Here is a 12144-nt window from a genome sequence, read left to right as displayed (position 1 = left end):
CTACAACCGCCTCCACACCGACGAGAAATCACGACGCCCTACACCCCACGCCACCGCTGCTTGACATAGGAGCAATCCTCGCCAGAGGCGGGGCGCGTTAGGTGACCAGGGCGACGGAGTTGGCCCGGCGCAGCTTGCCCGACGGGGTCTTGGGGATACTGCCCGGCCCGAGCACCACCACGTTGCGGGGCCGCATGTCAACCTCGGTGACCACCTCGTGGGCGACCTGGTGCTCGATGCGGCGCACCTCGGCGGGGTCCTGCCAGTTGTTGGACTCCACCGCGACGGCGAAGGTCTCGCGGGAATGCCCGGCATCCAGGCGCACCGCCACCGCGCAACCCGGCCGCACGCCCTCGACCCGGCCCGCGGCCCGCTCGATGTCGGTCGGGTAGATGTTGCGGCCCGCCATGATGATGACGTCCTTGACCCGGCCGCAGACCACGACGTGGCCGTCCTCCATCTGGTAGCCCAGGTCACCGGTGTCATACCAGCCGTGCTCGTCCTGCGCCGGCAGGAAACCGGCCATGGTCAGGTAGCCCGGGGTCACCGGCTCACCGCGCAGCTGGATCACGCCGACCCCGCGGGCCGGCAGTGCCGTGCCGTTCTCGTCGACGATCCGGATCTCGATGCCCTCCAGCAGCGGCCCCAGCGAAGCCAGCCGCCGGGTGTTGCCCTTGGTCGCCGGAACCGCCTGGCGCAACGCCGCCAGCAGATCGGCGTCGATCTCGTCGACCACCAGGCCCGCACCGCACTTGGAGAACGACACCGCCAGCACCGTCTCGGCCATGCCGTAAGCGGGCAGGATGGCCGACGGCTTGAGCCCGAACGGCCTACCCGCGTCGATCAGGTCTTCGACGTCGGCCGGCTCCACCGGCTCGGCGCCCGACAGCGCGAACCGCAGCGTGGACAGGTCGAACTGGCCCGGGGTGGCCTGCTTGCGCAGCCGCTTGGCGAACAGCGCGTAGGCGAAGTTCGGGGCGGCGGTCATGGTGCCCTTGTACTTGTCGATCAGCTTGGCCCACAGCAGGGTGTCGCGCAGGAAGTCCATCGGGGTGATCTTGACCAGCTCCGCGCCGAAGTACATCGGGACGGTGAGGAATCCGATCATGCCCATGTCATGGAAGCACGGCAGCCAGCTGACCATGACGTCCTTCTCGACGTCGTACTCGGCGCTGATGAACATCGCCTCGGCGTTGGAGTAGATGTTGCGGTGGGTGATCTGCACTGCCTTCGGAGAACCGGTCGACCCCGACGTCAGCTGCATCAGGGCCAGGTCGTCCTCACCGGCCTCTTCGGGGTCGATCGGTTCGGCGGCCAGCAGGTCCGCGACGGTCACGACCTTCAGGCCCTTCTCTTCCAGCACCGGTGCCGCTGCCATGAAGGGGTCGGAGATGATGACGGCCTTGGCGTCGATCATGTCGACGACGGTCATGGTGTCCTCGGCCCACACCGCCAGGTCCGTGCGGGGGGTGGGCTGGTGCAGCATGGTCAGGCTGGCGGCGCGCATCCACACGCCCTGCGCGGTGGGGGCGATTTCGACCGGGGCGCCGGCCAGCACCCCGACCGCGTCTCCCGGGCCGACGCCGGCCGCGGCCAACCCTCCGGCGATGCGGCGGGCACGCTCGTGGACCTCGCCCCAGGTGTGCCGGACGGGTTCGTGGGGCTCACCGGTGACCATGCCCTTGGTGGATTCGCGGGCACTGCGGAACATGTTGTCGGTAAACCTGCTCACGACGGCCTCCTAGCCGGCACCGGTACTTTCCACACGGGCTGAAATTTCATGTTCCACCTGCTGGAGACCACTTCGCGATAGGCGCGCGCGCACAAATCGGTGGCGGTTACATCTCGAAACCGTAATGCTCGGCCCGCCAGATCGGCGGGCGCCTGGATGGCTCGGATGTCCTGGCCGCGACTAGTCACCGGCCGCCATCTTAAACTCCTCTTAATCGGCGGGCAAATCTTCGCGCCGATTTGGGACGGCCGTCACGCCCCGGTCAACGAGGAGGGCACCACCCGGGCGCCGTAGACCGGGCCGCTGGCCACCCGCACTGCGCGTCCCGCTCCGACCGCCGACAGCTCGACGGCGACATCGGCCGCCGATTCCGCCGACACGCACAGGAACGCACACGTCGGTCCGGAGCCCGACACGATGCCGGCCAGCGCACCGGCCTCCACGCCGGCCCGCAACGTGCGCCGCAACGCCGGCATGAGGCTGACCGCCGCGGCCTGCAGGTCGTTGCCGAGCAGCCCGGCTAGGCGCTGGGGATCTCCGGCGGCCAGCGCGGCCAGCACCGGTTCGGACTCGCCCGTCTCCGGCAGGGTGCGGCCGGTGTCGCGCAGCCGGTCCAGTTCGGCGAATACCGCCGGCGTGGACAGCCCGCCTTCGGCGAACACCAGCACCCAGTGGAACGTCTGCCGGGTGAGCACCGTCGCCAGCTCCTCGCCGCGACCGGTGCCCAGCGCGGTACCGCCATGCAGCGCGAACGGCACGTCGCTGCCCAGCTTGGCGGCCAGGGCGTGCAGGTCACGGCGCGGCACGCCCAGCTCCCAGAGCACATTCATGCCGACCAGCACCGCCGCGGCGTCGGCACTGCCCCCGGCCATGCCGCCGGCCACCGGGATGGACTTCTCGATGGTGATCGCCACGTCGGGCGCCCGGCCCACATGCTCTGCCATGAGTTCGGCGGCCCGCCACGCCAGGTTGCGCTCATCGGTGGGCAGCTTGTCGGCGCCCTCGCCGTTGGTCCGCAACGACAGCACGTCGGCGTCGCGCACGGTCACCTCGTCGACCAGCGAGACCGCGTGGAAAACGGTGGTCAGCTCGTGGTAGCCGTCATCTCGACGGTCGCCGACGGCCAGGTGGAGGTTGAGCTTGCCCGGTGCCCGCACGGTGACCGATCCGGTCGGGGACCACTCGGTGGCGGCACTTCCATCGGATGCGGTCACGCCGATGAGACTAACGGTCCGAGAGGTTCCAAGGGGGGTTCCAACGGAGGCGCAGTAGCCGCACTCGGCCCAGCGCGCCCCCCGCGATCACACCGTCGGCGCGGAGAACAGGTCGGCGAAGTCCTGCTGGATCGTGCTCAACGCTTCCGCTATCACCGCGAACTCGAAGCCGGCCGCCATGGTGGTCAGCCCCGTCGTCGCCGCCAACGGCATGCCTATCGCGCCCACCAGATCGCCCGCCATGAGCTCGTTGAAGAACAGGCTCAGGCTGTACGCCGGGAGACTGGTCAACATGGCGTTGATGATGTCGGCGGTCGGCAGCAGCGTCGCGTACAAGGTCGACGCAGCGCTGCTGAACGTGTTGACGATGTCGGTGAAGCTCGGCAAGACGAATTCCGCTGCACTGCCGGTGTCCCAGCCGAACCAGTCCGCCACACTGCCGGTCGACAGGTCCTGCCACGCGGCGACGAAGTCGTTCCAACCCTGCTCAGCGCCGTTCGCCAGAGCGGTGAGCACATCCATCGGGTTGACGTCCGGGAACACTCCGAACGGCGTGGAGATATCCGCCGGACCCTGGTCCCAGCCGTTTTCGATGTTGCCGTAGCCGAGGTTGACCAGCACCCGCAGAACCGGCTGCAGCAGGTCGGCAAACGCGTTGCCGAATCCGCTGCCACGCAACGGATCCAGCAGCGGCAGGTTCTCGGTGGGAATCATGAAATACCGGGTGTTACCCGTGTAGTCCTCGGAGACGTCCAGCTCGATAGCCGTCGCCAGCTGGGCATCGGTCAACGTCGGGTAGGTGCCGTGGACGGTCAGTATGCCCATGAAGGCGTTTAGGCTGGCCAGGAAGTTCAGCGGGTACTTCGGGAAGTCGGCGAAGCCGTCGTACTCTTGGGCGTAACTTGCTGTCTCCCAAGGCGTCTCAGACGGGGCGCCCCCACTGAAAGTGACCCCCAGGCTGGGCAGGCTCAACGGGGAGCCGGGGACGTCGAAGCGGGACAGCAGGCCACCGTTGGGGTTGGACGGATTGCCCAAGATCACGAAAGACAGCTGATCGGCATCCGGGCGCTCGTCCTCGGGCAGGCTCAACAGCTGCTCCATCACCATCCCGCTGATGACGCTGCTCTGTGAATAACCCCCTACGACAAGCTCATTGCCCTTGGCGATCTCCTCCATGATCTTCTGGTAGAGGATCTCAGCGCCCTGCTGTGCCGAGGTGTCCAACGGCAGCGTCTTGACGCCGGTGAGCGGGTACAGACCCTCCGGGGTGAACAGGGCGTTGGTGGAATCCACCGGGAACACCGGCTGGCCGGCGAACTTGGGCGGCGTGGGGTCGAGGTACCGTTCGGTCAGGGCGGCCAGGTAGTTCGGCGACGGGATGGGCAGTCCGCTGCCGCCCATGATCCACGACTGGGTGTCCAGCAGCGTTGCCTGAGCCACCACGGTCTTGGCGGTGGCCGCCAGCCCGGGGGCCACCGCGGGCGCGACACCCAAGGCGGCGACGGCGGCGGCCAGCGGCACGGCACCCAATGAACGCAGGCTGCGGCTGCGCAGAATTGTCATGGATGACCTCCCGGCGGCGAAGTTGGGTCGATTATGACCCCACGCCAGCGAAATGTCATTGATTTTTTGCTATTCGATCATGTCTCTCTTAGCTTTTTGTCATGCACCGTCGTTGGGCGCACAACTCGGCGCCGCCCCCCATAACCTTGAGGCCATGGGCGACGCCGGTGTCGACTTCGGCGGCTACGTGATCGACCGCGAAGTCGGGCGCGGCGGGCACGCGGCCGTCTACCGGGCCCATCATCGAACTGACCCCGTCGCCCCGGTGGCATTGAAGGTCATCGACGAGTCGCATCGCACCCCCGCCGAGCAGGAACGGCTGGAACGGGAGTTCGCGTTCGCGGGCGCGCTCGATCACCCCAATATCGTCACGGTCTACCGGCACGGGCCGTTCTGGCTGGCGATGCAGTTTGTGGAGGGGGGCAACGTGACCCGGTTGCACACCCTCGAGGACCGATTGGCCGCACTGGCCCAGATCGCCGACGCACTCGACTACGCGCACCACCGCGGCATCGTGCACTGCGACGTCAAACCCGCCAACATCCTGATCTCCGGGGACTTCGGCCGGGCCGGGGCGGTGCTGATCGACTTCGGGTCGGCGCATGCCGTCGTCGACGATGTGTGGCACCGGCAACGCAATCCCGAGGTTTCGCTGCCCTACACCGCTCCTGAGATCCTGCGCGGCAAGGCACCGTCGGCGGCCACCGATGAGTACGCGCTGGCCTGCACGGCGGTCGAGCTGCTCACCGGGGCCCCGCCCTTCCCCGCGCACAGCGCAGCCGAACTGGTGGATGCGCACCTGCGGCTGCTGCCGCCACCCATCTCCGACACGCTCGACTGGGCGTCGCGGGCCGTCGACGGTGTGATGGAGCGGGCCATGGCGAAGTTCCCGGCACGGCGCTACGAGTCCTGTGCCGAGTTTGTCGATGAGTTGTCCCGGGCGTTGTCTTCGCATTCCGAGCGTTCCGATCATTCCGAAACCTGAAGCAGGCGAACGAAATCCGCGATTGACAGCGTCTCACCGCGCCGCGCCGGATCGATGCCCGCCGCCTCCAGCCGCGCCGCCGACTGCGCGCCTGAGCCCGCCCAGTCGGCGAAGGCGTTGCGGGAAGTCTTGCGGCGCTGGGCGAACGCGATATCGATCAGGGCGAATACCTGCCGACGGAACGCGTCGTCCACCGGCCACGGCGCGGCGTCGTACCGGTCGATGCGCACCAATCCGGAGTTCACCCGGGGCACCGGCCAGAACACGCTCGGTGGCACCGTACCGCAGCGGCGCACCGTGCCGAAGAACCGCGCCTTGGCGCTGGGCACTCCGTAGTCCTTGCCGCCCGGTTCGGCGGCCAGCCGCTCGGCGACCTCCAGTTGCACCATCACCGTCACGGTGCGGATGGAGTCGAACTCGGCCAGCAGGTGCAGCAGGGCCGGGACGGCGACGTTGTAGGGCAGGTTCGCGACCACCGCCGTGGGAGCGACCGCCACCTCGTCGCGGCGCAGGGTCAAGACGTCGCGGCTCAGCACCACCAGCCGGTCCGCATCGCCGGGAGCGTGTTCGGCGACGGTCGCCGGCAACCGCTCCGCGAGTACCGGATCCTTCTCGACGGCGATCACCGTCGGGCTGTGCTCGAGTAGGGCCAAGGTCAGCGAACCGAGTCCGGGGCCGACTTCCAAGACATGGTCTGCGGCGGTGATCCCGGCGCCGGCAACGATCCGCCGTACGGTGTTGGCGTCATGAACGAAGTTCTGCCCCAGTGATTTCCGGGGTCTCAGGTCGAGTTCTGAAGCCAGGGCCCTGATGTCACCGGCCCCGAGCAGCCCGATGGTCAGCGTCTCCCGCTGCACACCGGCCAGGCGCCCCAGCCCTGCCGGGCTTGGGTGACCTCGGCGATCGCGATCTGCTCCTCGCGGGTGGCCAAGTCGGCCCGCGGGGCATACTTCAGCCCCCCGTTGGCGATCCAGGTGCCGTAGTCGAACTGCACGCCGCCGTAGAAGCCGTTGCCGGTGTTGATCGCCCAGTTGTTGTGCGACTCGCAGTTGGCGATGCGGTCCCACGCCGCGCCGTAGATCGACGGCGGCACCTCGGTGCCCGGCTTGGCGCCGACTCGCAGCACCGAGTCGCGCGCCGGGTCCACCACGGCGTTGGCTACCGGCAGGCGCCCGGTCTCGGCGCCGTTGACGGTGGCCACCGAGTAGGTCACGTCCTGGGTGCCCGGGGTGCCCGGGTCCTCGACGACCTGGCGGCTGATGTTCATCGTCGGGTCTTCGACGCGACGGGCGTTGGGGGGAAGCGGCACCCGCTCGGTGACCTGCTTGACCCGGATCCGGGTCACCTGGATCTGCATGCCCTCGGTGATCGGGGACGACGCCGCCGGGGTGACCTTGTCGGCCTGCTCCAGCGGGGCGCCGTCGGCCGCCAGCAGTTCGGCGACGTTGGGCGCCGCCAGATGCACGGTGCGCACCACGCCACCGTCGTCGATCGTGACGTTCTTGGCGCTGACGACCGGCAGCGCCATGCCGGCCAGAGGCACCCGGCTGCCGCGGGAAGCCGCGGCCGGGGCGTGATCGGTCATCGACAGCTGCGCCAGGGCCTCGTCGACGGACAGGGCGGTGGTCCAGACCTGCTCGGGCGCACGGCCGTCCAGAGACAGCTGCAGCGGCCGGCTGCGGCGCACCACGATGGTGTCGGCGTCGCTCACCCGGGCGTTGCGGGAGGGCGTCACGTCGTCACGCTCGCCCACGACGAACCCGTTCTCGGCGACGATGTCGATCACCCGCGACCGCATGGTGGTCACGGTCACCGGGGTTCCGTCGACGTCCAGGGTGACGGTCTTGGCGCTGGCGACCGCGAAGCCGCCGGCAAAGGTCAGCACCAGCAACAGCGCGCCGACCAGCATCCGCAGCATCGGCGATGGCGCCTGGTGCAGCCTGGTCAAAGTGTTCAAGGCAAGGACCTCACAAAACGGCAATGGGGCCGTCACGGCCCCCAGGTTTGATAACGAGACGGTAACGAACCCTCCGGCGGTCGGCAACCGAATGTGACCAGCTCGACCTTCAGTGCAACCCGTACACCCCACGGGCGTTGCGGCTCGTGACCTGCGCCAGTTCGGCTGCTGCCACCCCCAGCAGCTCAGCCAGCGCTCTGACAGTGTATGGCAGACAGTAGGGCTCGTTGGGTGAACCGCGGTACGGATGCGGAGTCAGAAACGGCGCGTCAGTCTCCACCAGCAGCTGCTCCAGCGGGATCGAGGGGACCGCTTCTCGCAGGTCACGGGCATTTTTGAAGCTGACCGTCCCGGACAGGCTCAATATCCAGCCGGCGTCGACGCAGGTGTGAGCCATCTCAGGGCCGGACGAGAAGCAGTGGAAGATCACCGTCTCCGGTGCCCCTTCAGCCACGAGGACGTCGAGCACCGCGGCGTCGGCGTCGCGGTTGTGGATCATCAGCGGTTTGCCGGTGCGTTTGGCCAGATCGATGTGCCAGGCAAAGGCCTCGCGCTGGGTCTGCGGGTCGGCGCAGCCCTCCAGGCGGCCCGGCCAGTACAGGTCCATCCCGGTCTCCCCGATCGCCACCACCCGCGGGTGGGCGGCCAGCGCCTCGATCTCGGCTCGGGCGGCGTCGGTGAGTGCGCCGGCGCGGGTGGGGTGCAGCGCGACGGCGGCATAGACCCGCTCGTCGGCGTCCGCGGCCCGGGTGACCCAGCGGGCGGAGGCCAGGTCGTCGGCGACGGTCACCGCCGCCTGCACCCCGACGGCGGCTGCCCGGTCCATGATCGCGCGCACGGAATCGGCGTCGGCCCCGCCGCAGGCGTCCAGGTGGGTGTGGGCGTCGACCAGCGGAGTCAGCGGCTCCGGAGCGGGTGGTGGAGTTTTGGCTGACCGTTTCGAGCTCACCCGCACACAATAAGGTGGCGAGTGATGAGAAAAACGCAGCCTTTCTACGTCACCACCGCGATCACCTACCCAAACGGTGACCCGCACATCGGCCACGCCTACGAGTACATCGCCACCGACGCGATCGCCCGGTTCCACCGGCTCGACGGATTCGACGTGCGGTATCTGACCGGCACCGACGAGCACGGGCTGAAAATGGCCGAGACCGCCGCGGCCGAAGGCATTCCCACCGCGGAGCTGGCGCGGCGCAACTCCGATGTCTTCCAGCGTCTGCAGGAGAAGCTCAACATCTCCTTCGACCGGTTCATCCGCACCACCGACGCCGATCACCTGGAGGCGTCCAAGGCGATCTGGCAGCGGATGGCCGACGCCGGGGATATCTACCTGGACGCCTACTCCGGCTGGTACTCGGTGCGCGACGAGCGGTTCTTCACCGAGGGCGAGACCCGGGTCGCCGAAGACGGCTCGCGGGTGGCGAACGAAACCGGGGCGCCGGTGACCTGGACCGAGGAGCAGACCTACTTCTTCCGGCTGTCGGCCTACACCGACAAGCTGCTGGCGCACTACGAGGCGAACCCGGACTTCATCGCACCGGAGGTGCGCCGCAACGAGGTGGTCAGCTTCGTCTCCGGCGGGCTGCGGGACCTGTCGATCTCCCGGACGTCCTTCGACTGGGGAGTTCCGGTGCCCGGCCATCCCGACCACGTGATGTACGTGTGGGTGGACGCCCTGACCAACTACCTGACCGGGGTGGGCTATCCCGACACCGACTCCGAGTCCTTCCGGCGATACTGGCCGGCCGATCTGCACATGATCGGCAAGGACATCATCCGGTTCCACACCGTGTACTGGCCGGCGTTTCTGATGTCGGCGGGAATCGAGTTGCCGCGCAAGGTTTTCGCGCACGGCTTCCTGCTCAACAGCGGCGAGAAGATGAGCAAGTCGGTGGGCAACGTCATCGACCCGGTGGAGTTCGTCGAGAAGTACGGCGTCGACCAGGTGCGGTATTTCCTGCTGCGAGAGATCCCCTTCGGCCAGGACGGCAGCATCTCCGATGAGGCGGTGGTCAGCCGCGTCAACGCCGATCTGGCCAACGAGCTGGGCAACCTGGCGCAGCGTTCGCTGTCCATGGTGGCCAAGAACCTGGACGGGGTGGTGCCTGAGCCGACGGCCACGACCGGCGACGACGACGAGCTGCTGGCGCTGGCCGACGGGTTGCTGGAGAAGGTGCGGGCGGCCTTCGGCGCGCAGGCCATGCACCTGGGGTTGGAGGCGATCTGGCTGATGCTGGGCGCGGCCAACCGGTATTTCTCCGCCCAGGAGCCGTGGAAGCTGGCCAAGAGCGAGTCCGCGACCGATCAGGCCCGCTTCGGCACCGTCTTGTACACCACCCTGGAGGTGGTGCGGATCGCGGCGCTGCTGGTGCAGCCGGTGATGCCCGAATCGGCGGGCAAGCTGCTGGGCCTGCTGGGGCAGCCCGATGACCAGCGGATGTTCACCGCCGTGTCCCAGCGGCTGACTCCGGGGCGTTCCCTGCCGGCGCCGTCCGGGGTGTTTCCGCGCTACCAGTGACGGCGAGCGGTGAGGCGGGTCACACCCTGTCACATCTGGGCCGCGCGCGGTGTCTTGAGGGCATAACCACCCGACAGACAGGAGCACCCCATGACCCGCATCCAGGTCGTCATCGTCGGCGGCGGCTACGCCGGCACCCTGGCCGCCAACCGGCTGCGCCGGCACCCCGGCGTCGACATCACCCTGATCAACCCGCGCCCGCAGTTCGTCGAGCGGATCCGGCTGCACCAGTACGTGGCCGGCACCGGGACGGCCACCATCGACTACCCGGAGCTGCTGGGTGACGGCGTCTCGCTGATCGTCGACTCCGCCACCCGGATCGACGCCAACGATCGCCGGATCCAGCTGGCCTCGGGCACCGCACTGCGCTACGACTACCTCATCTACGCGGTGGGCAGCACCGGCGCGATCACCCCGACTGTTCCCGGTGCGGCCGAATTCGCGTATTCCATCAGTGAATTGGAGCATGCGCAGCGGCTGCTGGACCGGCTCGGCGAGCTGGAACCGGACGCCCCGGTGACCGTGGTCGGCGGTGGGCTGACCGGAATCGAGGCGGCCTCCGAACTGGCCGGGCAGGGTCGGGCGGTCACCCTGGTCTGCGGCGAGATGCTGGGACCGTCACTGCACGCGGCGGGATGCCGCTCGGTGGCCAAGGCGCTGCACAAGCTGGGTGTCGACGTGCTCGAGGCCGCGATCGTCGCGCAGGTGCAGGCCGATTCTCTGGTGCTGCACGACGGCACGGTGCTGCCCAGCGCGGTGACCGTCTGGACGGCGGGCTTCGGCGTGCCGGACCTGGCTGCGGCCAGCGGACTGGCCACCGACGGGCTGGGCCGGCTGCTCACCGACGAAACCCTGACCAGCGTCGACAACCCGTGGATCGTCGCGGCCGGGGATGCGGTCGCACCGTCGGGACAGCCGTTGCGGATGAGCTGCCAGGCCGCCCTGCCGTTGGGGGCCCAAGCCGCCAATACCGTGCTGGCCCGGATCGACGGCACCTCACCGGCAGCGCTGGACCAGGCGTTCGCCGCCCAGTGCATCAGCGTGGGCCGGCAGGCGGCCACCGTTCAGTTGTCCCGCCGCGACGACACCCCGATCAGGGCGTTCGTCGGCGGCCGGCTCGGTGCCGTGGTCAAAGAGTCGATCTGCCGATTCACCGTGAAGTGGATTCGCGGCGAGGCGGCCAAGCCCGGCTCGTACCGTTGGATGAAGGGCGACCGGGCAGCCCAGATCAGGCAAGCGGAACGGGAGGCTGCGGTGTGACGAGCGAACACGCCGACCGGTTCACCGAGCTGCGGCCGCTGCTGTTCACCATCGCCTACGAGATCCTGGGCTCGGCGACCGAATCCGACGACGTACTGCAGGACAGTTACCTGCGCTGGGCGGAGGTCGACCTGGCGCAGGTCCGCGACATCAAGGCGTATCTGGCCAGCCTGGTCACCCGCCAGGCGCTCAACGCGCTGCGGGCAGACGCCCGGCGCCGCGAGGAGTACGTCGGACCGTGGCTGCCCGAGCCGCTGCTGCTCACCGAACAGGACCCCTCTGCCGATGTCGTTCTGGCCGAATCGGTCTCGATGGCCATGCTGGTGGTGCTGGAGACGCTCAGCCCCGATGAGCGCGCGGTGTTCGTGCTGCGCGATGTGTTCGGGTTCGACTACGACGAGATCGCGGCCGCGGTCGGCAAATCGGCGGCAACGGCCCGTCAGGTCGCGCATCGGGCCCGCGGGCACGTCCAGGCCCGGCGGCCGCGGTACACCCCGGTGGACCCGGAGCACAGCGCTCGGGTCACCGCGGAGTTCCTGACCGCGGCGGCCGGCGGGGACATCACGACCGTGCTGTCCATGCTGGCGCCCGATGTGGTGTGGACCGCCGACAGCGGCGGCAAGGCCAGCGCGGCACGGCGGCCGATCGTCGGAGCAGACAAGGTCGCCCGGACCATCATCGGCCTGCTGCGGCAGGGAGCGCAGATGCCCGATATCCGGATGGCGATGGGGGTCTGCAACTCCGCCCCCGCGGTGCTGCTCTACAACGCTGACCTGTTGGAGGGCGTGTTCACCTTCGAGATCATCGACGGCCTGATCACCAACGTCTACGCGATGCGCAACCCGGACAAGCTGGCGGCGCTGGCGGGCGCCCGGGAGATCACCCGCGGTTGAGATGTCTGACAAGCTGGTG

9 protein-coding genes and 1 pseudogene are annotated in these 12144 nt (G+C 68.7%); 4 read left to right on the top strand and 6 right to left on the bottom strand.

From position 1 onward, the window contains the following. Positions 1-97 precede the first annotated feature (97 nt). The 3 genes from AWC16_RS03560 to AWC16_RS03550 form a co-directional block, all read right to left on the bottom strand. Positions 98-1732: a fatty acyl-AMP ligase gene (locus AWC16_RS03560; protein WP_085263409.1), complete on the bottom strand. Its 1635-nt coding sequence runs from the start codon at positions 1730-1732 to the stop codon at positions 98-100. 251 nt (positions 1733-1983) lie between these two features. After that, positions 1984-2946: a 4-(cytidine 5'-diphospho)-2-C-methyl-D-erythritol kinase gene (locus tag AWC16_RS03555; protein WP_085263408.1), complete on the bottom strand. Its 963-nt coding sequence runs from the start codon at positions 2944-2946 to the stop codon at positions 1984-1986. 87 nt (positions 2947-3033) lie between these two features. After that, positions 3034-4509 (bottom strand): PE-PPE domain-containing protein, encoded by a 1476-nt coding sequence (locus AWC16_RS03550; protein ID WP_085263407.1) that lies wholly within the window; start codon positions 4507-4509, stop codon positions 3034-3036. 154 nt (positions 4510-4663) lie between these two features. Here AWC16_RS03550 and AWC16_RS03545 point away from each other — a divergent pair, with 154 nt between their 5' ends. Beyond that, complete coding sequence (locus tag AWC16_RS03545; RefSeq protein WP_085263406.1) at positions 4664-5494, top strand: serine/threonine-protein kinase; 831 nt, start codon at positions 4664-4666, stop codon at positions 5492-5494. Here the strand turns inward: AWC16_RS03545 and rsmA are convergent. From rsmA to AWC16_RS03530, 3 genes and pseudogenes are all read right to left on the bottom strand, one after another. Continuing rightward, positions 5485-6360, bottom strand: a pseudogene (gene rsmA / locus AWC16_RS03540) (16S rRNA (adenine(1518)-N(6)/adenine(1519)-N(6))-dimethyltransferase RsmA); the annotation flags it as partial. The gene AWC16_RS03545 and the pseudogene rsmA overlap by 10 nt on opposite strands. Then, positions 6333-7451 carry a resuscitation-promoting factor gene (locus AWC16_RS03535; RefSeq protein ID WP_085263405.1) on the bottom strand — a complete coding sequence of 373 codons (1119 nt, stop codon included), beginning with the start codon at positions 7449-7451 and terminating at the stop codon, positions 6333-6335. The gene AWC16_RS03535 and the pseudogene rsmA, both read right to left, overlap by 28 nt. Before the next feature lie 109 nt (positions 7452-7560). Beyond that, on the bottom strand, positions 7561-8406 hold the full coding sequence (locus tag AWC16_RS03530; RefSeq protein WP_207572250.1) for a TatD family hydrolase: 846 nt from the start codon (positions 8404-8406) through the stop codon (positions 7561-7563). Positions 8407-8424: 18 nt separating this feature from the next. Here AWC16_RS03530 and metG point away from each other — a divergent pair, with 18 nt between their 5' ends. The 3 genes from metG (at position 8425) to AWC16_RS03515 (ending at position 12125) form a co-directional block, all read left to right on the top strand. Continuing rightward, positions 8425-9972 (top strand): methionine--tRNA ligase, encoded by a 1548-nt coding sequence (metG, locus tag AWC16_RS03525; RefSeq protein WP_085263403.1) that lies wholly within the window; start codon positions 8425-8427, stop codon positions 9970-9972. Between the two features lie 90 nt (positions 9973-10062). After that, complete coding sequence (locus tag AWC16_RS03520) at positions 10063-11232, top strand: NAD(P)/FAD-dependent oxidoreductase (RefSeq protein WP_085263402.1); 1170 nt, start codon at positions 10063-10065, stop codon at positions 11230-11232. Beyond that, the gene (locus tag AWC16_RS03515; RefSeq protein WP_085263401.1) at positions 11229-12125 is read left to right on the top strand and encodes an RNA polymerase sigma-70 factor; all 897 of its coding nucleotides are present in this window, start codon (positions 11229-11231) and stop codon (positions 12123-12125) included. Before AWC16_RS03520 ends, AWC16_RS03515 begins: the two co-directional genes overlap by 4 nt. Positions 12126-12144 lie beyond the last annotated feature (19 nt).

This window comes from Mycolicibacter longobardus (assembly GCF_002102265.1).
In the GTDB taxonomy this organism is placed as follows: Bacteria; Actinomycetota; Actinomycetes; order Mycobacteriales; family Mycobacteriaceae; genus Mycobacterium; species Mycobacterium longobardum.
The sequence above is the reverse complement of the archived record's forward strand: the minus strand, read 5'-3'. Positions and strand labels throughout refer to the sequence as shown.

Bases quoted from the DNA above. Each gene is read 5' to 3' on its own strand.
- AWC16_RS03550 (WP_085263407.1), bottom strand. From the start codon at position 4,509: ATGACAATTCTGCGCAGCCGCAGCCTGCGTTCATTGGGTGCCGTGCCG.
- AWC16_RS03545 (WP_085263406.1), top strand. From the start codon at position 4,664: ATGGGCGACGCCGGTGTCGACTTCGGCGGCTACGTGATCGACCGCGAA.
- metG (WP_085263403.1), top strand. From the start codon at position 8,425: ATGAGAAAAACGCAGCCTTTCTACGTCACCACCGCGATCACCTACCCA.
- AWC16_RS03520 (WP_085263402.1), top strand. From the start codon at position 10,063: ATGACCCGCATCCAGGTCGTCATCGTCGGCGGCGGCTACGCCGGCACC.